Here is a 22,543-nt window from a genome sequence, read left to right on the forward strand (position 1 = left end):
AACGTCTAGATGACCCGCGAAAATCGTTGCCTGTTCTGGTGCTCCAGATAGGCATCGAACACCATGCACACTGAACGCACCAGCAAGCGCCCGGCCGGCAGCACACGAATGCCCCGGGCGTCCAACTCGATCAGGCCATCGGTGGCCATCGTCTCCAATTGCGGCCATAGCTCGGCGAAGTAGCCGCGAAAGTCGATGTTGTACGCCTGTTCGATCGCCTCGAACCCCAGGCTGAAATTGCAGATCAACTGCTGGATCACTTCCCGTCGCAGAAGATCGTCGGTGGTGCAGACTAAACCACGGCTGGTTGCCAGTTGTGCGCCCGCCAAGGCGTTCTGGTAGTGGGTGAGGTCGCTGCTGTTCTGGCAATACAAGTCGCCAATCTGGCTGATCGCCGAAACGCCCAACCCAATCAGATCGCAATGCCCGTGGGTGGTATAGCCCTGGAAGTTGCGCTGCAGCTTGCCTTCCTCCTGGGCGATGGCCAGTTCGTCGTCCGGCAGGGCGAAGTGATCCATGCCGATATAGCGGTAACCGGCCTGGGTCAGTTGTTCAATGGTGGTTTGCAGCATCAGCAGTTTTTCGGCCGGCGAGGGCAGCTCGTCGGTGTTGATCCGCCGTTGGGGCATGAAACGTTCCGGCAGATGGGCGTAGTTGAATACGGACAAGCGGTCCGGCTGCAAGCGGATGACTTCTTCCACAGTGCGCGCAAAGTTCAGCGGTGATTGCTTGGGCAAGCCGTAGATCAAATCGATATTGATCGAGCGAAATTGCAGGGTACGTGCCGCATCGATCACTGCGCGGGTCTCTTCCAGGCTTTGCAGGCGATTGACCGCTCGTTGCACCTCGGGGTCAAGGTCTTGCAGGCCGATGCTTACGCGGTTGAAACCCAGCTCGCGCAGCAGGCCCATGGTGGCCCAGTCGGCTTCGCGAGGGTCGATTTCGATGCCATAGTCGCCCGAATCATCATCGAGCAAATTGAAATGCTGGCGCAGGCAATTCATCACCTGGCGCAGTTCATCGTGGCTGAGAAAAGTCGGTGTGCCGCCGCCAAAGTGCAATTGCTCCACTGGCTGCTTCGGATCGAGGTGGCAGGCCACCAGCTGGATTTCCTGCTGCAGGCGCTGCAAGTAGGCCTGGGCGCGACCACGGTCCTTGGTGACCACCTTGTTGCAGGCGCAGTAGTAGCAAATGTTTGCGCAGAACGGTACGTGCACATACACCGATAACGGCCGTACCGCCTTGCGGCTTTCGCGCAGCGCGTGGAGCAGGTCGAAGGTGCCGACCTGGCTGTCCAATTGGACGGCGGTAGGGTAGGACGTGTAGCGCGGCCCCGCCAAGTCGTAGCGGTGAATCAGATCTGTGTCCCAACGAATGGCGTCGAGCATGCGGGCGGTCCCCCGGATTGGCTAGTGGGCCGAGTCTAGGGGCAGGGCTGGCAAGGCATGTTGATTTGCATCAACGGGGAGCGGCGCTATGCCACAGGTGCTTTCAATGACCCATGAGCCAGTGCTGATGCGGGCCCGGCAAGGTCCAGATACCGAAGATGATCACCAACAGGCCGCCGGCCATGCGCACGCTGCGTTTACGCAAGAGCGCGGTGACACGCTCCGCCGCCAGCCCGGTGGCCAGCAGCACCGGCCAGGTGCCGAGGCCGAACGCGAGCATCAGCAACGCGCTGTCCAGCGCATTGCCCTGGCTCGCGGCCCACAGCAGGGTGCTGTAGACCAAGCCGCACGGCAACCAGCCCCACAGCGCGCCCAGCAGCAAGGCGCGCGGCAGGCTCGACACCGGCAGCAAACGGTTGGCAACGGGCTGTATATGCCGCCACAGGCCGCGTCCGAGGCTTTCGATGCGGGTCAGGCCGCTCCACCAACCGGCCAGGTACAGGCCCATGCAAATCAGCAGTAACCCGGCGAGTACGCGCATGAACATCGCCGCCGGGCTGTTGGCCACCGCCCAGCCGGCAAGGCCAATCAGCAAGCCGGCCGTGGCATAGCTGAGGATGCGCCCCAGGTTGTACGCCAGCAGCAGGCGAAAGCGGCGGCTGCGTTGCTCCTTGGGGATCGCCAGGGTCAGGGCGCCCATCAGTCCGCCACACATGCCCAGGCAATGGCCGCCGCCCAGCAGGCCGAGGATCAGCGCCGAGACCAGCAGGGGCGCCAGCTCAAGCATGGGGTGGATCTTTGGGCGGTTGTTCGGGGCTGTTGGCTTGGTCGATGGCGGCCAGGTGGTTCGGGTCCTGGTCGTCGAACAACACGCTGTGGGCGGGGCCGTCGAGATCCTCGTACTGGCCGCTGTCCACGGCCCAGAAGAAGATGTAGATCGCCACACCCACTAACAGCAGCGCCGCCGGAATCATCACGTATAGAGCTGGCATCTGCACTCCATGCCCACGCGGCTCAGGCCGGCAGCGGGCGGGTTACTGGGGCGGTACCTTTAGCGTGCGCGCTCGGCAGGCGAGTCAGGCGCAATGCGTTAAGGACCACGGTCAACGAACTGAGGGACATACCGATGGCTGCCCAGATTGGTGTGATCCAGCCCAGGGCGGCAAACGGCAGCATAAGGCCATTGTACAGCCCGGCCCACAGCAGGTTTTCAATGATCACTCGACGGGTGCGCCGCGCCAGGCTGAAGGCCTGCACCAAGGCATCCAGGCGGTTGGACAACAGCACCGCGTCGGCGCTGGTTTTCGCCAGGTCAGTGGCCGAGCCCATGGCCACGCTGATATCGGCGGCGGCCAGCACCGGCACATCATTGACGCCATCGCCCAGCATCAGCACCTTGCGGCCTTGCTTGTGCAGGTTTTGCAGCACCTGCAACTTGTCATCAGGGCGCAGGCCGCCGTGGGCTTCGTCGATGCCCAACTCAAGGGCCACACTGGCGACCATCGGTGAGCTGTCGCCCGAGAGCAGCAGCGTACGCCAGCCGCGTGCCTTGCACGCTGCGAGCAGCGCAGGGGCGTCGCTGCGCAGGCGGTCGTCGAGTACGAACCAGGCGAGGGCGCCGCTGTTGTCACCCAACAGCAGCCATTGCCCGGCTTCGTCCGGTGAGGCGGGAATCGCGCAGCCACTGAGTTCGCAGACAAAACACGGTTGGCCAATACGCAACAGGCGGTCCCCCACCCGACCCTCCAGGCCCAGGCCAGGGGTGCTCAACACTTCATCAGCGGCCAGTGGCGCACGCCCAAAGGCACGAGCAATCGGGTGTTCCGAGCGGTTCTCCAGGGCGGCGGCGAGGCCCAGGCACTGGTCGCTGTCCAGCGCGCCCAGGGGCTGGATGGCGCGCAACGCCAGGCGTCCTTCGGTGAGGGTGCCGGTCTTGTCGAAAATCACCGTGTCGATCTGGTTCAGGCCTTCAAGCACATGGCCGCGGGTCAGTAGCAACCCCAGGGTGTGCAAGGTGCCGGTGGCAGCGGTCAGGGCGGTTGGGGTGGCCAGGGACAGTGCACACGGGCAAGTCGCCACCAGCATCGCCAACACAATCCAGAATGCGCGTGACGGGTCCAGTTCCCACCACAGCAGGCCGATCAGCACGGCGGCGATCAGCGAGCACAGCAGGAACCACTGCGCGGCACGGTCGGCGATTTGCGCCAGGCGTGGTTTCTCGGCCTGGGCGCGCTCCAGCAGGCGCACAATGGCGGACAGACGCGTGTCGTGGCCCAGGGCGCGCACCTCGACCGTCAGTGCGCCCTCGACATTCAGCGTGCCAGCCGTAACGCTGTCGCCGACCCGCCGCGGCTGTGGCAGGTACTCGCCGGTCAGCAGGGATTCATCGATGCTGGATTGGCCGTCGAGGATCACGCCATCCGCCGGCAGCACCGCGCCGGGATGCACCAGGACACGATCACCCAATGCCAGTTCACTGAGCAGGATGCGTTCGCTCTGGCCATCGCCTTGGAGGCGCAAGCAGGAGGCGGGCAACAGGTTGACCAATTGAGCGGTGGCCGCTGCGGTGCGCTCCCGGGCGCGGCGCTCAAGGTAACGCCCGGCCAGCAGGAACAGCGCAAACATGCCCACGGCATCGAAATACAATTCGCCCACGCCAGTGATCGCGGTCCAGATGCCCGCCAGGTACGCACCGCCAATTGCCAGGGATACCGATACGTCCATGGTCAGGTGTCGCGTGCGTATGTCACGCAGCGCCCCTTTGAAGAACGGCGCGCAGCTATAGAACACGATGGGTGTGGTGAGAAACATCGCAACCCAGCGCAGGATCACGTGCAACTCCGGGCTCAGGTCGATATTGAATTCCGGCCAGGTCGCCATGGTTGCCATCATCGCCTGGAACCACAGCAAGCCGGCAACCCCCAGTTGACGCAGGGCCAGGCGATTTTCGCTGGCCAATTGTTCGGCGGCGCGGTCGGCCTGGTAGGGGTGGGCGGCGTAGCCGATATGGCGCAGTTCGCTGAGCAGTTGGCTCAACGGCAGTTGCCCATCGGCCCAGCGCACGTGCAAGCGATGGTTGGACAGGTTCAGCCGCGCCTCGGCCACCGCGGGCAGGCTGCGCAGGTGTTTCTCGATCAACCAGCCGCAGGCGGCGCAGCTGATGCCTTCCATCAACAGGGTGGTTTCGGCCAAGTCGCCTTGATGGCGCACAAAGGGTTTTTGCACATCGGCGCGGTCGTACAGCGCCAGCTCATCCACCAGTTGCACCGGGAGCGCCTCGGGGTTGGCCGAGGCTTCGCTGCGGTGCTGGTAATAGCTTTCCAGCCCACCGGCCACAATCGCTTCGGCCACGGCCTGGCAGCCGGGGCAGCAGAGTTCGCGGCGTTCGCCGAGGATCCGGGCGGTGAACCGGCTGCCGGATGGGACGGGCAGGGCGCAGTGGTAGCAGGGGATTGGGCTGGTCATGGGCGCTGCTATTTTTTCAGGTCTTCGGCACCCTGCAATGGTTCGTCACCCAACAGCAAGTCTTTGTCGTGGCTGACCTCTTCTTCCTCGAACATCCTCCAGGTGTTGCTGCCTTCCACGCCAAGCAGTTCCACGAAACGCCGGCCTTCGACCTTGTCGGTGACCTGGCCGATGTAGCGGCCCTGCTCGCTATCACTGCGGGCCAGGACGATCTTGCGATCCTTCTCCGGCTGGGTCGGGGAAATCAGGTTCAGTTCCAGGGTTGCAGGGCCGCTGTTACCGGTCAGGTGCAACTCGACTTCGCCGGTCAGTTCATCCAGGTGCAACTTGGCACGCAGTTGCAGGGTCTGGGCCAGGCGTTCACGGTCCAGGGAGCGGTTGATGCCTTTGCCGGCCTCGTAGTAATTGTCGTTGACCAGGTTGTCCGGGTTGTTGACCGCGATGGTCACCATGGACAGGGTCAGCGTCACCGAGCAGGCCAGGATCGCGATGATGATCCAGGGCCAGAGGTGCTTGTACCAAGGGCTTGCAGCAGTGGTTGCGGGCATTCTTGTGTTCCCTGTTTAACGAACTTGTGGGCCGATGAATCGGCTCTTGGCTTCAATATGAACGCTGGTGTCATCGGCATCTTTGAGGATGAAAGTCACCTCGTTGGTGCTCGACGGCAGTTGCTCCGGCGCACTCGACAACTCCACCGGCATACTGACGATATCGCCGGCGGCCACCTTGATTTCGCGTCGCCCCTGCAACTTGAGGTCCGGCAGGCCGGCGGCGTCGAGCACGTAGGTGTGGTCGTGCTGGTCCTTGTTCATGATCTTCAGGCTGTAGACGTTTTCGATGCGCCCTTCGGCGTTTTCCCGGTACAGCACGCGGTCCTTGCTGACATCGAAACCCACCAGCGAGCGCATGAAGAATGCGCCGACCAGCAAGCCGATCATGGTCAGCAGCACCAGCGCATAGCCGATCAGCCGTGGGCGTAACTTATGGGTCTTCTGACCGGACAGATTGTGCTCGGTGGTATAGCTGATCAGGCCGCGTGGGTAGTCCATCTTGTCCATGATGTTATCGCAGGCATCGATACAGGCGGCGCAGCCGATGCACTCGATTTGCAGGCCGTCGCGGATATCGATGCCGGTCGGGCACACCTGCACGCACATGGTGCAATCGATGCAGTCTCCCAGGCCCTGGGCCTTGTAGTCGACGCCCTTTTTACGCGGGCCGCGCACTTCGCCACGGCGCGGGTCATAGGAAACGATCAGGGTGTCTTTGTCGAACATTACGCTCTGGAAGCGCGCGTAAGGGCACATGTAGATACACACCTGCTCGCGCAGCCAGCCGGCGTTGCCGTAGGTGGCGAGGGTGAAGAAGCCGACCCAGAAATACGACCAGCCGTCGGCCTGGCCGGTGAAGAAATCGAACACCAGCTCGCGGATCGGCGAAAAGTAGCCGACGAAGGTCATGCCGGTGGCGAAACCGATCAACAGCCACAGCGTGTGTTTGCTGAACTTGCGCAGGAACTTGTTGGCGCCCATGGGCGCCTTGTCCAGCTTGATGCGCTGGTTGCGGTCGCCTTCGGTGACCTTTTCGCACCACATGAAGATCCACGTCCACACGCTTTGCGGGCAGGTATAGCCGCACCACACCCGTCCGGCGTACACGGTGATAAAGAACAGGCCAAAGGCCGCAACAATGAGAATGCCCGAGAGCAGGATGAAATCCTGGGGCCAGAAGGTGGCGCCAAAAATGAAGAACTTACGCTCCGGCAGGTTCCACCACACCGCCTGGTGGCCGCCCCAGTTCAGCCACACGGTGCCGAAGTAAAGCAGGAACAGGCCGGCGCCACCGAGCATGCGCAAATTGCGGAACAGGCCGGTGAAGGCACGGGTATAGATTTTCTCTCGCGAGGCGTAGAGGTCGACGCTATTGCTCGCGTTTTTGGCAGGCGGGGTAACGTCATGTACCGGTATCTGGTTGCTCATCATTGCATCCCACGGCGGTGGAGATTTGCCTCGGCCAGTACGTGCCAGCCAGGGTCAAATGGGGGGTGTTGCAGTGGCCTAATGATACGCCCCCGATGTTGTGCAAAGGGTGCGACCTTTGGTCGCGTTGGGAGAAATCAAATGATGGTGTACGTGACCTGGATCAATTGACTTGTGAAGTATGGACGGTTTTGGTGGGTGTGCCGGTCATTCGTCCCTCGGGTCAATCAGTGGCGCGCCGCTGGGCCAGAAGTCGCTGATGTGGCGTGAGCAGGGTGAGTCACGGAAAAGCGCAGATTCAAGTTTGGCGATATTTTTATATTGCCGTGTCAGGCTGGCTCGGCTGTTTTATAGCCATGGCATAAGCTGTAAATATATAGGCAAGCATCAAGTGCGATTGGTTGTTTACTACTTGCTGCGCATGAAGTTTTCACTGGTGGCCAGTCGCCAAGTATGTATACATGCATTTACATGTTTTTGCTCTGCGGATTGAACTGTCTGGTAAGTGGTATTCACTAATGGGTGTGTGGTTTTTTTTGCTGGTCTTATCTATTTTTTCGAGGTGTTAGATGATAAGTGATAATGTTTTTAATGCTTCAGATTTCGAGGTTTTTAATCTGCGCTCTATCTTGGGTCTGCCACCTTCAGATCATGCTGTACCCGCGAGCGCGATGACGTTGCGTAGTTTTGCCGTTCAACCATCCTTTTCTGGCAATCGAGTGCCTGATGACTCGAAGGTGATAGAGGGCGAGGTGGTGGAACGACTGCTGCAAAACTTCAACGTGTTTGAAGATCCAGGTTCTCCAGGACGCATTACGGTTGGGAGTTTGGTTGAAGTGCTTTGCGGGTTTAAGCCTGAGGTGTCGGAAAGGAACGTCGAGTTGGTTAAGATGATTTTTCTAATGCCCGGACTTTTGAATAAGCTTTGTAGTGCCCATGGTGTTGATAAAGTAGGTGCTCCCTCATCGGAGGGCAGTATTGATAAGTTTGATTTGGAGCGGCTGGATAATTTTCATGCGCCGTTGCGTAATCGCCGACGGGAATTTAATAAGATGTTTAAGTATTAATCTCAGCGACCAGAGCGAATGATCTGTTGCAGTTGGGGGACTTTGTCTGGATCAATTGACTTGTGAAGTACGGACGGTTTTTGCTCGCAAGACGGTCATTCGCCCCATGGATTGATCAGCGCAACGCCGCTGGACTTGAAGTCGCTGACGTTGCGTGTGACCACGGTAAGCCCATGAACCAGAGCGGTTGCGGCAATCGACGAGTCATTCGCAAGCCAGAAACAAAATAGCCCCGACAGTTTTCGCTGGGCGGGGCTTTTTTGTGTGCGAGGATTTATTGCTCTTCTGCCTTCTTATCCCCATGGGACAGGCTGTACACGTACGCCGCCAGCAAGTGCACTTTGTCATTGCCTTGCAGCAACTCCTGCGCTGGCATCTGACCTTGGCGGCCATAACGAATGGTCTGTTGCAATTGCGCGAAGCTTGAGCCGTAGATGAATGCGCCCGGGTGCGTCAGGTCGGGGGCGCCCATGGCTGGCGTGCCTTTACCGGCCGGGCCGTGGCACGCCACGCAGTTGGCGGCGAAGAGTTTCTCGCCGTTGGCTACATCTGCCTTGGCGCCTTCGGGCAGCTTGCGGCCATCGAGGTTGGTCACCACAAAGCCTGCTACGTCAGCCACGCCTTGCTCGCCGATGACTTCGGCCCAGCCTGGCATTACTGCGTGGCGGCCTTGCATGATGGTTTGCTTGATGGTCTCCGGCTCGCCGCCCCAGCGCCAGTCAGCGTCGGTCAGGTTAGGGAAACCGTAGGCGCCCTTGGCGTCGGAGCCGTGGCACACCGAGCAGTTGGAGGCAAACAGCCGGCCGCCCATCTTCAGGGCTTGCGGGTCCTTGGCCACCTCTTCAATGGGCATCGATGCGAATTTGGCGAAGATCGGCCCGAACTTGGCTTCCGATCTGGCCATTTCCTTTTCCCATTCGTGCACGCCGGTCCAGCCGGTCTGGCCGTTGGCAAAGGGGGTTTGCTTGTCGTTGTCCAGGTAGTTATAGCCCGGCAGCAAGCCTTTCCAGTTACCCAGGCCGGGGTAGAGCACCAGGTAGCCGAGGGCGAAGACGATGGTGCCGACAAACAGCATGAACCACCATTTGGGCAGTGGGTTGTCGTACTCCTCGATGCCATCGAACGAGTGGCCGACGGTCTCGTCCGTCTGCTCGGTGCGCTGGCCCTTGCGGGTCGACAGCAGCAGCCAGGTCAGGGCGAAGATGGTACCCAGACTGAGGACTGTGACGTACAGACTCCAGAACGTAGTCATTCTTTGTTACTCCTAGAAGCTTGCTCGACGTGCTTGATGGCTTCGGGATCATCTGCAAAGGGCAGCATGGTCGCGTCGTCAAACTCCGACTTGCGCCGCGGGCTGAACACCCACAGCGCCAGGCCGACAAAGGCCACCATCACCACAACGGTGCCCAGGCCACGAATCATCCCGATATCCATGTAGGTCACCGTTTGCTTTTGATGATGGTGCCAAGGCCCTGCAGGTAGGCCACCAGTGCGTCCATTTCGGTCTTGCCCTTCACAGCGGCCGCTGCACCGGCGATGTCTTCGTCGGTGTAGGGCACGCCCAGGGTGCGCAAGACTTCCATCTTCTTCGCGGTGTCCTTGCCGTCGAGCTTGTTTTCCACGAGGAACGGGTACGCCGGCATTTTCGACTCCGGCACCACGTTACGCGGGTTGTACAAGTGCGCACGCTGCCAGTCATCGGAGTAACGCCCGCCGACCCGGGCCAGGTCCGGGCCGGTGCGCTTGGAACCCCACAGGAACGGGTGGTCCCACACGCTTTCACCGGCGACCGAATAGTGGCCGTAGCGTTCGGTTTCGGCGCGGAACGGGCGGATCATCTGCGAGTGGCAGCCCACGCAACCGTTGGCGATGTAGACGTCGCGGCCTTCCAGTTCAAGGGCGGTACGCGGCTTCATGCCTTCGACCGGCTTGTTGGTCACGTCCTGGAAAAACAGCGGCACGATCTGGGTCAGGCCGCCGATACTCACGGCGATGACCATGAAGAAGGCCAGCAGGCCGATATTCTTCTCGACTACTTCATGCTTCATCAGTGGGCTCCCACAACGGCGATCTTGGCGGCGGCTTCGGCTTGCGCCGGGTCGGAGGCACGTACGGTGCGCCAGACGTTGTAGGCCATCAACAACATGCCGCTGGCAAAGAATGCACCGCCCAGGGCACGCACGATAAAGCCCGGGTGGCTGGCTTGCAGCGCTTCGACGAAGGAGTAGGTGAGGGTGCCGTCATCATTGATCGCACGCCACATCAGGCCCTGGGTGATGCCGTTGACCCACATCGAAGCGATGTAGAGCACGGTGCCGATGGTCGCCAGCCAGAAGTGCGCATTGATCAGCCCGACGCTGTGCATCTGAGCGCGGCCGAACAGTTTGGGGATCATGTGGTACAGCGCGCCGATGGAGATCATCGCTACCCAGCCCAGTGCGCCGGCATGTACGTGGCCGATGGTCCAGTCGGTGTAGTGGGACAGCGAGTTGACGGTCTTGATCGCCATCATCGGCCCTTCAAAGGTCGACATGCCGTAGAACGCCAGCGACACCACCAGAAAGCGCAGGATCGGGTCGGTGCGCAGCTTATGCCAGGCGCCCGACAGGGTCATCATGCCGTTGATCATGCCGCCCCAGCTTGGTGCCAGCAGGATGATCGACATCGCCATGCCCAGGGACTGTGCCCAATCCGGCAAGGCGGTGTAGTGCAGGTGGTGGGGGCCGGCCCAGATGTACAGGGTGATCAGCGCCCAGAAGTGCACGATGGACAGGCGATAGGAGTAGATCGGGCGCTCGGCCTGCTTGGGCACGAAGTAATACATCATCCCCAGGAAGCCGGTGGTGAGGAAAAAGCCTACGGCGTTGTGGCCGTACCACCATTGAATCATCGCGTCCGTCGCGCCAGAGTAGGCCGAGTAGGACTTGAACAGGCTGACCGGCAAGGACGCGTGGTTGACGATGTGCAGCATCGCCGTGACCAGGATGAACGCCCCGTAGAACCAGTTGCCCACATAAATGTGCTTGGTCTTGCGCTTGACGATGGTGCCGAAGAACACCACCGCGTAGGTCACCCAGACGATGGCGAGCAGAATCGCGATCGGCCATTCCAGCTCGGCGTATTCCTTGGTGGTGGTGTAGCCCAGTGGGAGGCTGATGATGGCGCCGACGATAACCGCCTGCCAGCCCCAGAAAGTGAACGCGGCCAGGCTATCCGAGATCAATCGCGTCTGGCAGGTGCGTTGCACCACGTAGTAGGAGGTGGCAAACAGTGCACAGCCACCGAAGGCGAAGATCACCAGGTTGGTGTGCAGCGGGCGCAAACGACCGAAGGTCGTCCAGGGCAGGTCGAAATTCAATTGCGGCCAGACCAGTTGCGAGGCGATGAACACCCCGAGCCCCATGCCAAGGATCCCCCAGACCACCGTCATGATGGCGAACTGGCGGACTACCTTATAGTTATAAGCAGTCGGACTGATTGCTGTGCTCATTCTAAGGTTCCACGGTTTAGGTTTTTTTATAGGTAAAATCGGTCGCAAGTATGTAGAAAGCGAGGGGCCATTGCAACGCAATGGCTGACCTGTATCAATGCGTTCCACGCCAGATTCTGCGCCCTTTCCATGTTTGGCGTAAGGATTAAATCCGAAATAGAAAGCTGATCAAGTGGACAGGAATTTTAGGGGGCGCAACGGATACCGTCGCCTACGCCAGAATTGCTCCACTGTGGGAACAAGCGTAGACCCGAATGGGAGGGGGGGAAAGTTGGGTGTTGCGAGGGTGCGACACTTGGTCGCGACTTATGCCTGTGGCGAGGGAGCAAGCTCCCTCGCCACAGGTAGAGCTTTTACTGCGGTTGGCTGTCTGGCGTTGCACCATCAGCATTATGGGACAGGCTATACACGTACGCCGCCAGCAGATGCACCTTGTCATTACCCTGCAGCACTTCCTGGGCCGGCATCTGGCCCTGGCGACCATGGCGGATGGTCTGCTGCAACTGCGCCAGGCTGGTGCCGTAGATAAACCCGCTTGGTTCGGTCAGGTTCGGCGCGCCCATGGCTTCCACGCCGTGGCCTTGTGGGCCATGGCAAGCCACGCAGGTGGTGCTGAATGCGGCTTGGCCCGCGGCCAGGTCAGCGGTGTTGTCCGCCGGCAAGGGCAGCTTGGCCAGGTCGTGGCGCACATAGGCGGCGACGTTTTTCACCCCGTCCTCGCCCAGCACTTCACCCCAGGCCGGCATGGCCGCGTGGCGACCGGCCATGATGGTAGCCTTGATCGCTTCGGCCGAACCACCCCAGCGCCAGTTGCTGTCTGCCAGATTCGGGAAGCCATAGGCGCCCTTGGCATCCGAGCCGTGGCACACCGCGCAGTTGGAGGCGAACAGGCGACCGCCCATCTTCAACGCTTGTGGGTCCTTGGCGACTTCTTCCACGGGCATCGCCGCGAACTTGGCGAAGATCGGCCCGAACCTGGCGTCGGCCTTGGCCATTTCCTTGTCCCATTCCTTGGTCTGGGTCCAGCCATCTTCATAGCCCGGCAGCACGCCTTTCCAGTTGCCCAGGCCCGGGTAGAGAATCAGGTAGCCGACGGCAAATACCAGCGTGCCGGCGAACAGCATGAACCACCACTGGGGCAGCGGGTTGTCGTACTCCTCGATACCGTCGAAGGCATGGCCCATGGTCTGGTCGACGCTGCCCTTGGTTTCGCCCTTGCGGGTGCCGACCAACAGCCAGGTCAGGCCGATCAGGCTGCCGAGGGTCAATACGCAGATCCATGTACTCCAAAAAGTAGTCATGGCCGAGTGCTCCTTGTTACTGGCTCTGCTTGAGCGTCGGTTGGGGAGGGTTCATCGGCAAACGGCAGCATGGTCGCATCGTCAAACTCCGACTTGCGCCGTGGGCTGAACACCCACAGCGACAGGCCGATAAAGGCGATGGCGACCACCAGTGTGCCGAGGCCGCGGATGGTGCCCGCATCGAATTCAAATCCCATGGCTCACCTCTTGCTCTTGATGGCGGTGCCGAGCACTTGCAGGTAGGAAACCAGCGCGTCCATCTCGGTCTTGCCCTTGAGGCTGGCGACCGCGCCGTTGATGTCGTCGTCGGTGTAAGGCACGCCGAGGGTACGCATCACTTTCAATTTGGTCTCGGTGTGGCTGCTGTCGACGGCGGCGGTGACCAACCACGGATAGGCCGGCATTTTCGACTCCGGCACCACGTTGCGCGGGTTGTACAAATGCGCGCGGTGCCAGTCGTCCGAGTAGCGTGCGCCGACGCGGGCCAGGTCCGGCCCGGTGCGCTTGGAGCCCCACAGAAACGGGTGGTCCCAAACGCTTTCGCCGGCCACCGAGTAGTGACCGTAGCGCTCGGTCTCGGCGCGGAACGGGCGGATCATCTGCGAGTGGCACTGCACGCAGCCTTCGCGGATGTAGATGTCGCGGCCCTCCAGCTGCAGCGCGGTGTAGGGCTTCATGCCTTCCACCGGCTTGTTGGTCACGTCCTGGAAGAACAGCGGGACGATCTGGGTCAGGCCGCCGATGCTCACGGCGAGCACCATCAGCAGCATCAGCAGGCCGACGTTTTTTTCAATCGTTTCGTGTTTCATCATCGACTCCTCAGGCCATCTGCGCTGCGGCGCTGATTTCGGCTGGCTGCGCCGAACGCACGGTGCGCCACGTGTTGTAAGCCATCAGCAACATGCCGGTGAGGAAGATCGCACCGCCCACCAGCCGCACGATGAAGCCAGGGTGGCTGGCCACCAGGGTTTCGACGAAGGAGTAGGTCAAGGTGCCGTCTTCGTTGACCGCACGCCACATCAGGCCCTGGGCGATGCCGTTGACCCACATCGAGGCGATGTAGAGCACGGTGCCGATGGTGGCCAGCCAGAAGTGCGCGTTGATCAGGCCGAGGCTGTACATCTGCTCGCGACCGAAGACTTTCGGGATCATGTGGTACAGCGCGCCGATGGAGATCATCGCCACCCAGCCCAGCGCCCCGGCGTGTACGTGGCCGATGGTCCAGTCGGTGTAGTGGGAGAGAGCGTTGACGGTCTTGATCGCCATCATCGGACCTTCGAAGGTCGACATGCCGTAGAAGGCCAGGGACACAACGAGGAAGCGCAGGATCGGGTCGCTGCGCAACTTATGCCAGGCACCCGAGAGGGTCATCATGCCGTTGATCATGCCGCCCCAGCTTGGCGCCAGCAGCACCAGTGACATCACCATGCCCAGGGACTGCGCCCAGTCCGGCAAGGCGGTGTAGTGCAAGTGGTGAGGGCCGGCCCAGATGTACAGGGTGATCAGCGCCCAGAAGTGCACGATCGACAAGCGATAGGAATACACCGGACGCTCGGCCTGCTTGGGTACGAAGTAGTACATCATCCCCAGGAAGCCTGCGGTGAGGAAAAAGCCTACCGCGTTGTGCCCATACCACCATTGCACCATGGCATCCGTCGCACCGCCGTACAGCGAGTAGGACTTGGTCAGGCTGACCGGGATTTCCAGGTTATTGACGATATGCAGGATGGCCACGGTGATGATGAACGCACCGAAGAACCAGTTACCGACGTAGATGTGCTTGGTCTTGCGCTTCATGATCGTGCCGAAGAACACGATGGCATAGGCGACCCAGACGATGGTGATCAGGATATCGATCGGCCATTCCAGCTCGGCGTATTCCTTGGAACTGGTGTAGCCCAGCGGCAGGCTGATTGCGGCCAGCAAAATCACCAGCTGCCAGCCCCAGAAGCAGAACGCGGCCACTTTTGGTGCGAACAGCTGAGTCTGGCAGGTGCGTTGTACCGAGTAGAAGGAGCTGGCGAACAGCGCGCAGCCACCGAAGGCGAAAATCACCGCATTGGTGTGCAACGGGCGCAGGCGGCCGAAGCTGGTCCAGGGTAAATCGAAGTTGAGCGCAGGCCAAACCAATTGGGCGGCGAGAAAAACCCCGAGCCCCATGCCGACGATGCCCCACACCACCGTCATAATGGCGAATTGGCGGACCACCTTGTAGTTATAGGCGGTACTTAAAGTAGTGTTCATGGTTCCCCATCCACGGTTCAACCCAAGCAAGTGCGGCACTTGGGCTGGAGTTATAGGCAGACTAAAAAGCGAGGCAAGCATGGGCAAAGAGCACAAGGCCAGTATTGACGGGGATCAATGGGCGCAGTGTGTGCGCGAACGCGGCTGGCTGTGGGATGTCGCCACGGGCACGGCTTCGGGCGAGCCGGTCACTCTGATCCTGGCCCACGGCGCCGGGGCACCGATGGACTCGGCGTTCATGAACGACATGGCGGCACGCCTTGCCGGGCATGGCGTGAACGTGGTGCGCTTCGAGTTCCCGTACATGGCCCAGCGCCGTATGGATGGCGGCAAGCGCCCGCCGAATCCGGCGCCGAAACTGCTGGAGTGCTGGCGCGAGGTGTATGGCGAGGTGCGACGTCATGTCGCTGGGAAACTGGCAGTTGGCGGCAAGTCCATGGGTGGGCGGATGGCCAGTTTACTGGCCGATGAACTGGGCGCCGATGGGTTGGTGTGCCTGGGCTATCCGTTCTATGCGGTGGGCAAGCCAGAGAAACCCCGGGTGGAGCACTTGGCTGCGCTTACGACGCCAACGTTGATTGTGCAGGGCGAGCGTGATGCCTTGGGCAATCGGGCAGCGGTGCAGGATTATGAGTTGTCAGAGAGTATTGAAGTGATGTGGTTGGTGGCGGGCGATCATGACTTGAAGCCGTTGAAGGCTTCGGGGTTCAGCCATGAGCAGCACTTGGAGGCGGCGGCGGTGCAGGTGGCTGAGTTTCTCAGGGCCTGTTAGGGCCCTATCGGGGGCAAGCCAGCTCCCACATTGGACTGGGTTCACCTATTTCTATCGGTGAATACCGTCCAGTGTGGGAGCTGGCTTGCCTGCGATAGCGGTTTATCGGTTAAAACGCTCCACCAGCGAGTACTGGGTATTGGCGGTATGCGTCAACTCCTCACTCAACTGCGCCGAGTTCATCGCCTGCTCTGAAGTTTGATCTGCCAACAGCGCGATGGTGCTGATATTGCGGCTGATCTCCTCGGCCACGGCGCTTTGCTCTTCGGTAGCAGCGGCAATCTGGGTGGTCATGTCGGTGATATTGGCCACCGCCTCACTGATGCCCACCAACGCCTGATCCGCTTCCATCACCCGCGCTACACCCTCTTCAGCCTGGCGATGCCCGGCGTCCATGGTTTGCACAGCCGCAGCCGCCGTGTGTTGCAGCTTGGCGATCAGGGTATGGATCTGCCCGGTGGATTCGGCCGTACGCTGCGCCAGTTGGCGCACTTCATCGGCGACCACCGCAAATCCACGGCCCATCTCACCGGCACGCGCGGCTTCGATAGCGGCATTGAGCGCCAGCAGGTTGGTCTGGTCGGCGATGCCTTTGATCACATCGACCACACCGCCGATTTCATCGCTGTCCTTGGCCAGTTGGGTGACGGTCACGCCCGTCTCGCCCACGGCCACCGACAGTCGCTGGATCGCCTCGCGGGTTTCCCCGGCGATATCTCGGCCGCGACCGGTCAGGCGGTTGGCTTCCTGGGTGGCATCGGCGGTGCGCTGCACATGGCTGGCGACTTCCTGGGTGGTCGCGGCCATCTGGTTGACGGCGGTGGCCACCTGTTCGGTTTCCACGCGCTGACGTTCCAGGCCGCTGGAGCTGCTGTGCGCCAGGGTGTTGGACTGCGCCGCTTGGTCGTTGAGGTGCTCGGCGGTGTCCTGCAGACGGGTCAGGCAGGTCTTCAGGCGCGCTTCCTGGCTGAGGATCGACATTTCCAGTCGGGCCTGGGCGCCACGGCTGTCGGTGTACATCTGCGCGATCAACGGATCGGAGGTGGTCTGCTCGGCCAGCCGCAGCAAGCGCTTGAGGCCGCGCTGCTGCCAGCTCAGGCCCAGCAGGCCCAACGGCACCGATAGCGCCGCAGCCAGGGCAAAGCCCCACTGGGAGGTCAGGGTGGCGCCGATCATGAAGCTCAGTTGGCTGACCAGGATAAACGGCAGCCAGTCCTGTAGCACCGGCAGCCATTTGTCGCGCTGGGGGATGGCCGACTTGCCCTGGTTGATGCGTTGATAGAGCGCCTCGGCCCGGCGGATCTGCTCGGCGGTGGGCTTGATGCGCACCGATTCGTAGCCGATCACCTGGTTGCCGTCGAACACCGGAGTCACATAGGCGTTAACCCAGTAATGGTCACCGGTCTTGCAGCGATTCTTGACAATGCCCATCCATGGCAAGCCTTGTTTGAGCGTGGACCACATGTGCGCGAACACGGCCGAGGGCACATCCGGGTGGCGCACCAGGTTGTGCGGGGCACGGATCAGTTCGTCGCGGGTGAACCCACTGATTTCGACAAACGCGTCGTTGCAGTAGGTAATGACACCCTTGGCATCTGTGGTGGAGATCAACCGTTGCTGAGCGGGGAAGGTACGTTCGCGCTGGGTAACGGGTTGGTTATTACGCATGATTGTTCAATCCGCAAGGCTTTCAGGGGGTATCGGCCATGGCGGGCATTTATTTAACTTATTTTTGCAACAATCCTGGGAGCAGTGGGCTGGCTGTGGTGAGGGAGCAAGCTCCCTCGCCACAACAACTCGCTCCTACAGCAAGAAAGGCTCAGCCGGCCAGCATCGGGTAGGTGAACAGCCCGAAGTGCAGCAGATTCAAGCCAAAGTGCGTGGCAATCGCTGCGCCGAGCCCGCCAAAGCGATACGCCAGGCCGTAACCGACCCCGGCAATACTCGCCAGCATTACCCATTGCCAACCCGCACCAAAATGCGCCAGGCCGAATAACAGCGAGGCCAGCAGCAGCACGAGGTTCTCGCCGTAGGGCAGGTGTTTGAAGCGCTGGCTCAGGCCGCCCTGAACATAGCCACGAAACAGCGCTTCTTCCACCAGCGTCACCAGCAGCAGGTTATTGAGTACCCACAGCCATGCCTGGTCCGGCCATTTGGGGGCCCAACTGATCATCCCCATCAGGGCCGCGCCACCCAGGGCAGCGATGGCGGTCAGGGTCAGTGCCAGGGCGGTGACGCAGATCGACAGGCGCAATGAACGTCGCGCCACAATCCACGGGCAGGCCAGCAACAGCCAGAAGCCGATCAGGGGTTTGTCCTGGTTCAGGTACATCGAGAAGGGCACTGAGTCCGGGGTAAAACGCTGGGGTGCAATACCTCGGCCATTGTAGAAACCCGGCAGCCAGTGCATCGCCAGCCCCAGGGCCAGGACGATAAACAAGCCGTGGCCCAGGTAGCGTGCCCAAGGAGTGCGTTGCTGGCGTACGGCGTAGCCGGCCACCAGCAACAGCGCCACTGACACCGCCGCCAGTATGCCCAGTTGGCCGTAGATCAAGGCCGTGACATAGCCAATGCAAAGTAGTGTGAGGTACAGCCAGGGCAGAGCAATCATGTGAAATCCTTAACAAAAACCGGGCGGCATTATAGCGAGTGGTCTGGTTCGAGGGCATGAAAACGCCTCCACGTACGAGGCAAGGGGGAAAGGATTGCAAAGTATGTTTGCGGCTGGTTATAGTCGTCGCGTCTTTCTCCCTTCAAAAAGATCAGCACATGCCAGCTTCCCAGCGCATAGCGGTAGTCGATTCAGCGGTCAACGCTGTGGTCGTGCCGTGCGGCGCAAAGCAGCCTGCGCAGATCAGTCACTACCCCCCACCTGTCAGTAGCACGCCGGTGTACGCAGTCGTATCACCGCCGGGCGTTGGCATTTCGGGCTGATCAGCTGTTTGCTGTTCCCCTGTGCCTGCCTGAAAAAAACCTACTGAAATTCAGTCCTTACTGAATCGGCTTTTTTGCCTGATAACAGGTGGTAACTCATGTCTGTTCTTTCGAAACAATCCGTGGCCGCGGCGGCCTCGACGAGCGTGTTTGTCTTGCTGTGGAGCAGCGGGGCGATCTTCTCCAAGTTGGGCCTGGCCCATGCTTCGCCCTTTGCCTTTCTGCTGATCCGCTTTGCCATCGCCCTAGTGGGGTTGGTGGTGCTGGTGCCGATCCTCAAGTTGAAGCTGCCACGTCCCGGCAAGCCCATGCTGTATGCGGCGGCGACGGGCCTGGTGTTGTTGGGGGCCTACCAGATTTTCTATCTGCTGGCCCTGGACCTCAAAGTCACCCCCGGGGTGATGGCGACCATCATGGGCGTCCAGCCGATCCTCACCGTGGTGCTGATGGAGCGTCAGCGCTCGTTACGCCGGTTGTTCGGCCTGGGGTTGGGCCTGGCCGGGTTGATCATGGTGGTGTACCAGGGCATCGGGCTGGCGGGCATGTCCCTGGCCGGGATGCTGTTCGGGCTGCTGGCGCTGGCGAGCATGACGTTTGGCTCGATCATGCAAAAGCGCATCACCGACAACCCCTTGGGCACGTTGCCGTTGCAATACCTGGCCGGGATGCTGTTGTGTGCGGTGTTCGTGCCGTTCCAGCCCTTCCATTTCGAGCACAGTTGGGGCTTTTACCTGCCGGTGCTGTGGATGGGATTGGTGGTGTCAGTGCTGGCGACGCTGTTGCTGTATAGGCTGATCGCCCGCGGCAACCTGGTGAATGTCACCAGTTTGTTCTATCTGGTGCCAGCGGTGACGGCGGTAATGGACTACCTGATCTTCGGCAATCGCCTTGCGCTGTTAAGCGTGCTGGGAATGGCGTTGATCATCGTCGGCTTGGTGTTTGTATTCCGTAAAAACTAAAACCTATCCCTATAGGAGCAAGCTTGCTTGCGCTGGGGGGCGAAGCACCCCCAGGAGCAGGGGGACGCTCCTATAGTTTTTGCGGGCGCAGTACCAACCACAACGCCCCGGCAATCAGCACCCCGCCATACAGGTGAGCCATGGACAGCGGCTCATCCAACAGCAACGCCCCCCACAGCACGCCGAACGGCGGAATCATAAAGGTCACGGTCATCGACTTGACCGGGCCAATGGATGACAGCAGGCGGAAGTACAAAATGTAGGCGAACGCCGTACACACCAGCCCCAAGCCCAGCAGCGACGCCCACACCTGCCAGCCGCCCCAACTTGCCGGTGGATGGCTGATGGCGCTGTAGGCAAAGAGCGGCAATAGAAACAAGGTAGCGCCGAGCATACTGCCCAAGGCCGACAGGCGACTGTCCAGCCCGCCGCGCTGATCCAGCCAGCGTCGTGCCAGGAAACCGGCAAAACCGTAGCAGGTGGTCGCCAGCAGGCACGCCAACGCGCCCATCAACAATTGCAAATCAAAGGCCACTGGCCCCGCACGCGTGAGCACGGCGACGCCAAACAGCCCCAAGGCAACGCCCGCTATTTTCGACGGTGTCAGGCGCTCGCTGAAAAACAACCCGCCAATCAGCACGCCCATCAGCGGCGTGGTGGCGTTGAAAATCGCCGAATAACCCGCCGGCAGTACCTGCGCTGCCACTGAATACATGGTCGCCGGAATCCCGGAGTTGATCACCCCCAACAGCAAAACGGTCTTGAACTTGCCCTGGAAATCCCAGCTCACGCGCAGCATCGCCAGAATCACCAGCAACCCGGCGGCGGCGATCGACACGCGGAAAAACGCAGTCGGCACTGTGCCGATTTCCGGCGCAATGATGCGCATAAACAGGAAACTCGCGCCCCAGATGGCAGCCAGTCCCAGCAAGTAGAGGGTGTCAACAGGTCTCACGGAAAACTCCTACGCCAATCAGGCGGGGAGTGTTGCCCAGTGCTCAGGCCGACACAATCGCTAACTACGACGGCCCCTTAAAAATCCTCCTTCTCCTGCCAGCGTTCACTGGCTAAGCTCTGAGCTTCCCGCTACCCGTTCGAGGTTTCCCGCATGTCGCAGCCCGCCCTCGCTATCGCCCGGATGATCCTCGACGGTTTCGACGATTACCGTGAGCACTTTCGCCAGATCACCGATGGGGCCCGCGAGCGTTTCGAGAAGGCCCAGTGGCAGCAAGGGCAGGCGGCGTCTGCGGCACGCATCAACCTGTATGAAGAGAAAGTTGCCGAGGTCACTGCCCGCCTGCGCGCCGGTTTCGAAGCGGGTGCGCTGCAGGACATCGAGCTGTGGCCCCTGGTGAAAAGCGCCTATATCGGCCTGATCGACCTGCGCTTTGACGATGAATTGTCCGAGACCTGGTACAACTCGATCTTCTGCGGCCTGTTCAGCCATGACCTGATCAGCGACGGCTGCATGTTCATCCACACCACCCGGCCGAGCCTGCGCCGGGCGCGGGCGGCGCAAACCCGGGTCTACACGCCGGCCGGTAAAATATCAGACATGCTGGCGCAGATTTTCTCTGACTACAGCTTCAGCGAGCCTTACGCCGACCTTCCTGCCGACCTGCGTCGCCTCGAAGCCCAGCTGCGGGAAAACCTGCCGGATTGGGTATGCAAAGACCCGGACCTCAAGGTCGAGCTGTTTTCCTCCGTGCTCTACCGCAACAAAGGCGCCTATCTCGTAGGGCGCATTTATACCCGCGACGAACAGTGGCCGTTGGTCATCCCGTTGCTGCACCGCGAAGGGCGCGGCATCCAGATCGATGCGTTGATCACCGACGAAGCCGACGTGTCGATCATCTTCTCGTTCACCCGTTCCTATTTCATGGTCGACGTGCCGGTGCCTGCCGAATTCATCGGTTTTCTCAAGCGCATCCTGCCGGGCAAGCACATTGCCGAGCTGTACACCTCCATTGGTTTCTACAAGCACGGCAAGTCCGAATTCTACCGCGCACTCATCAACCACCTGGCCACCACCGACGATCAGTTCATCATGGCCCCCGGCGTGCGCGGCATGGTCATGAGCGTGTTCACGCTGCCGGGCTTCAACACCGTGTTCAAGATCATCAAGGACCGTTTTTCACCGTCGAAAAACGTCAACCGCGCCACGGTGATCGAGAAGTACCGGCTGGTTAAGAGTGTCGACCGGGTAGGGCGCATGGCTGACACCCAGGAATTCGCCGACTTTCGTTTCCCCTTGAGCAAGTTCGAGCCCGAGTGCCTGGCCGAGCTGCTGGAAGTCGCGGCCGGCACGGTCGAAGTGGAAGGCGACAGCGTGCTGATCCGCCACTGCTGGACCGAGCGGCGCATGACCCCGCTCAACCTCTACCTCGACAACGCCAACCCCGCCCAGGTGCGCGAAGCCCTGGAAGACTACGGCCTGGCAATCAAGCAACTGGCGGCGGCGAATATCTTCCCCGGCGACATGCTGCTGAAAAACTTCGGCGTCACCCGTCATGGCCGCGTGGTGTTCTACGACTACGATGAAATCTGCTTTCTGACCGAAGCCAACTTCCGCCATATTCCCGCACCGCGCACCCCCGAGGACGAAATGGCCTCAGAGCCCTGGTACTCCATCGGCCCGCTGGACGTATTCCCCGAAGAGTTCCCGCCGTTCCTGTTTGCCGACGCTGGCCAGCGCAAGTTGTTCGACGAGCTGCATGGCGAGCTGTACAACGCCGATTACTGGAAGGGCCTGCAGGACGCGATTCGCGCCGGTAAGGTTATCGACGTATTCCCCTATCGCCGAAAAGACCCGCTATAACGCTTTCTCTTGTGGGAGGGGGCTTGCTCCCGATGACGGTGAATCAGTCAACACCTTCATTGGCTGACCCACCTTCATCGGGAGCAAGCCCCCTCCCACATGTTTGACCTGCCAGATAAGTCGATT

General features: G+C 60.8%; 21 protein-coding genes and 1 pseudogene. 4 read left to right on the forward strand and 18 right to left on the reverse strand.

Annotated features, from left to right (window positions below; translation table 11 throughout):
* Positions 1 to 5 precede the first annotated feature (5 nt).
* From hemN to ccoG, 6 genes are all read right to left on the reverse strand, one after another.
* Positions 6 to 1,388, reverse strand: a complete 1,383-nt coding sequence (gene hemN / locus E4O98_RS07930; protein WP_248134643.1) for an oxygen-independent coproporphyrinogen III oxidase — start codon at positions 1,386 to 1,388, stop codon at positions 6 to 8.
* Positions 1,389 to 1,491: 103 nt separating this feature from the next.
* Entirely contained in the window at positions 1,492 to 2,175 is a 684-nt protein-coding gene (locus tag E4O98_RS07935; protein ID WP_032879956.1) for a sulfite exporter TauE/SafE family protein, read from the reverse strand.
* A complete protein-coding gene (gene ccoS / locus E4O98_RS07940) occupies positions 2,168 to 2,380 on the reverse strand; it encodes a cbb3-type cytochrome oxidase assembly protein CcoS (RefSeq protein WP_032879957.1) in 213 nt (70 codons plus the stop codon). Before ccoS ends, E4O98_RS07935 begins: the two co-directional genes overlap by 8 nt.
* 22 nt (positions 2,381 to 2,402) lie before the next feature.
* The gene (locus E4O98_RS07945) at positions 2,403 to 4,853 is read right to left on the reverse strand and encodes a heavy metal translocating P-type ATPase (RefSeq protein ID WP_248134645.1); all 2,451 of its coding nucleotides are present in this window, start codon (positions 4,851 to 4,853) and stop codon (positions 2,403 to 2,405) included.
* An 8-nt stretch (positions 4,854 to 4,861) separates the two neighbouring features.
* Entirely contained in the window at positions 4,862 to 5,401 is a 540-nt protein-coding gene (locus E4O98_RS07950; RefSeq protein WP_032879960.1) for a FixH family protein, read from the reverse strand.
* A 15-nt stretch (positions 5,402 to 5,416) separates the two neighbouring features.
* Entirely contained in the window at positions 5,417 to 6,832 is a 1,416-nt protein-coding gene (gene ccoG / locus E4O98_RS07955; protein ID WP_032879961.1) for a cytochrome c oxidase accessory protein CcoG, read from the reverse strand.
* A 569-nt stretch (positions 6,833 to 7,401) separates the two neighbouring features.
* Here ccoG and E4O98_RS07960 point away from each other — a divergent pair.
* The gene (locus E4O98_RS07960; RefSeq protein ID WP_146097863.1) at positions 7,402 to 7,899 is read left to right on the forward strand and encodes a hypothetical protein; all 498 of its coding nucleotides are present in this window, start codon (positions 7,402 to 7,404) and stop codon (positions 7,897 to 7,899) included.
* Positions 7,900 to 7,994: 95 nt separating this feature from the next.
* On the opposite strand, the pseudogene E4O98_RS07965 reads toward E4O98_RS07960, so the two are convergent.
* From E4O98_RS07965 to ccoN (E4O98_RS08005), 9 genes and pseudogenes are all read right to left on the reverse strand, one after another.
* Positions 7,995 to 8,105, reverse strand: a pseudogene (locus E4O98_RS07965) (VapC toxin family PIN domain ribonuclease); the annotation flags it as partial.
* Positions 8,106 to 8,173: 68 nt separating this feature from the next.
* On the reverse strand, positions 8,174 to 9,151 hold the full coding sequence (ccoP, locus tag E4O98_RS07970) for a cytochrome-c oxidase, cbb3-type subunit III (protein ID WP_248134652.1): 978 nt from the start codon (positions 9,149 to 9,151) through the stop codon (positions 8,174 to 8,176).
* Positions 9,148 to 9,333 carry a CcoQ/FixQ family Cbb3-type cytochrome c oxidase assembly chaperone gene (locus tag E4O98_RS07975; RefSeq protein WP_005790274.1) on the reverse strand — a complete coding sequence of 62 codons (186 nt, stop codon included), beginning with the start codon at positions 9,331 to 9,333 and terminating at the stop codon, positions 9,148 to 9,150. Before E4O98_RS07975 ends, ccoP (E4O98_RS07970) begins: the two co-directional genes overlap by 4 nt.
* Before the next feature lie 5 nt (positions 9,334 to 9,338).
* Entirely contained in the window at positions 9,339 to 9,947 is a 609-nt protein-coding gene (gene ccoO / locus E4O98_RS07980) for a cytochrome-c oxidase, cbb3-type subunit II (protein ID WP_003193167.1), read from the reverse strand.
* Positions 9,947 to 11,389, reverse strand: coding sequence for a cytochrome-c oxidase, cbb3-type subunit I (ccoN, locus tag E4O98_RS07985; protein ID WP_078822029.1), 1,443 nt, complete (start codon positions 11,387 to 11,389; stop codon positions 9,947 to 9,949). The genes ccoO (E4O98_RS07980) and ccoN (E4O98_RS07985) overlap by 1 nt, the downstream gene beginning before the upstream one ends.
* Before the next feature lie 353 nt (positions 11,390 to 11,742).
* Positions 11,743 to 12,690 (reverse strand): cytochrome-c oxidase, cbb3-type subunit III, encoded by a 948-nt coding sequence (gene ccoP / locus E4O98_RS07990; RefSeq protein WP_005790271.1) that lies wholly within the window; start codon positions 12,688 to 12,690, stop codon positions 11,743 to 11,745.
* The gene (locus tag E4O98_RS07995) at positions 12,687 to 12,887 is read right to left on the reverse strand and encodes a CcoQ/FixQ family Cbb3-type cytochrome c oxidase assembly chaperone (RefSeq protein WP_032879966.1); all 201 of its coding nucleotides are present in this window, start codon (positions 12,885 to 12,887) and stop codon (positions 12,687 to 12,689) included. Before E4O98_RS07995 ends, ccoP (E4O98_RS07990) begins: the two co-directional genes overlap by 4 nt.
* Positions 12,888 to 12,890: 3 nt before the next feature.
* On the reverse strand, positions 12,891 to 13,499 hold the full coding sequence (ccoO, locus tag E4O98_RS08000; RefSeq protein ID WP_003193159.1) for a cytochrome-c oxidase, cbb3-type subunit II: 609 nt from the start codon (positions 13,497 to 13,499) through the stop codon (positions 12,891 to 12,893).
* A 10-nt stretch (positions 13,500 to 13,509) separates the two neighbouring features.
* On the reverse strand, positions 13,510 to 14,934 hold the full coding sequence (ccoN, locus tag E4O98_RS08005) for a cytochrome-c oxidase, cbb3-type subunit I (RefSeq protein ID WP_005790268.1): 1,425 nt from the start codon (positions 14,932 to 14,934) through the stop codon (positions 13,510 to 13,512).
* A gap of 79 nt (positions 14,935 to 15,013) precedes the next feature.
* On the opposite strand from ccoN (E4O98_RS08005), the gene E4O98_RS08010 reads away from it, so the two are divergent.
* On the forward strand, positions 15,014 to 15,706 hold the full coding sequence (locus E4O98_RS08010; protein WP_032879967.1) for an alpha/beta family hydrolase: 693 nt from the start codon (positions 15,014 to 15,016) through the stop codon (positions 15,704 to 15,706).
* Between the two features lie 102 nt (positions 15,707 to 15,808).
* On the opposite strand, the gene E4O98_RS08015 is transcribed toward E4O98_RS08010, so the two are convergent.
* Complete coding sequence (locus tag E4O98_RS08015) at positions 15,809 to 17,374, reverse strand: PAS domain-containing methyl-accepting chemotaxis protein (RefSeq protein ID WP_032879969.1); 1,566 nt, start codon at positions 17,372 to 17,374, stop codon at positions 15,809 to 15,811.
* Positions 17,375 to 17,525: 151 nt separating this feature from the next.
* Positions 17,526 to 18,317: a CPBP family intramembrane glutamic endopeptidase gene (locus E4O98_RS08020; protein ID WP_032879970.1), complete on the reverse strand. Its 792-nt coding sequence runs from the start codon at positions 18,315 to 18,317 to the stop codon at positions 17,526 to 17,528.
* A 421-nt stretch (positions 18,318 to 18,738) separates the two neighbouring features.
* On the opposite strand from E4O98_RS08020, the gene E4O98_RS08025 reads away from it, so the two are divergent.
* Positions 18,739 to 19,599, forward strand: a complete 861-nt coding sequence (locus E4O98_RS08025) for a DMT family transporter (RefSeq protein WP_248134654.1) — start codon at positions 18,739 to 18,741, stop codon at positions 19,597 to 19,599.
* A gap of 70 nt (positions 19,600 to 19,669) precedes the next feature.
* On the opposite strand, the gene E4O98_RS08030 is transcribed toward E4O98_RS08025, so the two are convergent.
* Positions 19,670 to 20,554, reverse strand: coding sequence for a DMT family transporter (locus tag E4O98_RS08030; protein WP_032879973.1), 885 nt, complete (start codon positions 20,552 to 20,554; stop codon positions 19,670 to 19,672).
* Between the two features lie 153 nt (positions 20,555 to 20,707).
* Here E4O98_RS08030 and aceK point away from each other — a divergent pair, with 153 nt between their 5' ends.
* Positions 20,708 to 22,417: a bifunctional isocitrate dehydrogenase kinase/phosphatase gene (aceK, locus tag E4O98_RS08035; RefSeq protein ID WP_248092011.1), complete on the forward strand. Its 1,710-nt coding sequence runs from the start codon at positions 20,708 to 20,710 to the stop codon at positions 22,415 to 22,417.
* The last annotated feature ends 126 nt before the right edge of the window (positions 22,418 to 22,543 follow it).

It is taken from the genome of Pseudomonas sp. W2Jun17 (assembly GCF_023127795.1).
Classification (GTDB): Bacteria; Pseudomonadota; Gammaproteobacteria; order Pseudomonadales; family Pseudomonadaceae; genus Aquipseudomonas; species Aquipseudomonas synxantha_A.

What these genes read in the sequence shown, in the direction of transcription:
- ccoG (WP_032879961.1), bottom strand. Translation starts at nt 6,832, where the DNA reads ATGAGCAACCAGATACCGGTACATGACGTTACCCCGCCTGCCAAAAAC.
- E4O98_RS08010 (WP_032879967.1), top strand. Translation starts at nt 15,014, where the DNA reads ATGGGCAAAGAGCACAAGGCCAGTATTGACGGGGATCAATGGGCGCAG.
- aceK (WP_248092011.1), top strand. Translation starts at nt 20,708, where the DNA reads ATGTCGCAGCCCGCCCTCGCTATCGCCCGGATGATCCTCGACGGTTTC.
- E4O98_RS08015 (WP_032879969.1), bottom strand. Translation starts at nt 17,374, where the DNA reads ATGCGTAATAACCAACCCGTTACCCAGCGCGAACGTACCTTCCCCGCT.
- ccoO (WP_003193159.1), bottom strand. Translation starts at nt 13,499, where the DNA reads ATGAAACACGAAACGATTGAAAAAAACGTCGGCCTGCTGATGCTGCTG.
- ccoN (WP_005790268.1), bottom strand. Translation starts at nt 14,934, where the DNA reads ATGAACACTACTTTAAGTACCGCCTATAACTACAAGGTGGTCCGCCAA.
- E4O98_RS07960 (WP_146097863.1), top strand. Translation starts at nt 7,402, where the DNA reads ATGATAAGTGATAATGTTTTTAATGCTTCAGATTTCGAGGTTTTTAAT.
- ccoS (WP_032879957.1), bottom strand. Translation starts at nt 2,380, where the DNA reads ATGCCAGCTCTATACGTGATGATTCCGGCGGCGCTGCTGTTAGTGGGT.
- ccoO (WP_003193167.1), bottom strand. Translation starts at nt 9,947, where the DNA reads ATGAAGCATGAAGTAGTCGAGAAGAATATCGGCCTGCTGGCCTTCTTC.
- E4O98_RS08025 (WP_248134654.1), top strand. Translation starts at nt 18,739, where the DNA reads ATGTCTGTTCTTTCGAAACAATCCGTGGCCGCGGCGGCCTCGACGAGC.
- E4O98_RS07950 (WP_032879960.1), bottom strand. Translation starts at nt 5,401, where the DNA reads ATGCCCGCAACCACTGCTGCAAGCCCTTGGTACAAGCACCTCTGGCCC.
- hemN (WP_248134643.1), bottom strand. Translation starts at nt 1,388, where the DNA reads ATGCTCGACGCCATTCGTTGGGACACAGATCTGATTCACCGCTACGAC.
- E4O98_RS07995 (WP_032879966.1), bottom strand. Translation starts at nt 12,887, where the DNA reads ATGGGATTTGAATTCGATGCGGGCACCATCCGCGGCCTCGGCACACTG.
- E4O98_RS07945 (WP_248134645.1), bottom strand. Translation starts at nt 4,853, where the DNA reads ATGACCAGCCCAATCCCCTGCTACCACTGCGCCCTGCCCGTCCCATCC.
- ccoN (WP_078822029.1), bottom strand. Translation starts at nt 11,389, where the DNA reads ATGAGCACAGCAATCAGTCCGACTGCTTATAACTATAAGGTAGTCCGC.
- E4O98_RS07935 (WP_032879956.1), bottom strand. Translation starts at nt 2,175, where the DNA reads ATGCTTGAGCTGGCGCCCCTGCTGGTCTCGGCGCTGATCCTCGGCCTG.
- E4O98_RS07975 (WP_005790274.1), bottom strand. Translation starts at nt 9,333, where the DNA reads ATGGATATCGGGATGATTCGTGGCCTGGGCACCGTTGTGGTGATGGTG.
- ccoP (WP_248134652.1), bottom strand. Translation starts at nt 9,151, where the DNA reads ATGACTACGTTCTGGAGTCTGTACGTCACAGTCCTCAGTCTGGGTACC.
- ccoP (WP_005790271.1), bottom strand. Translation starts at nt 12,690, where the DNA reads ATGACTACTTTTTGGAGTACATGGATCTGCGTATTGACCCTCGGCAGC.
- E4O98_RS08020 (WP_032879970.1), bottom strand. Translation starts at nt 18,317, where the DNA reads ATGATTGCTCTGCCCTGGCTGTACCTCACACTACTTTGCATTGGCTAT.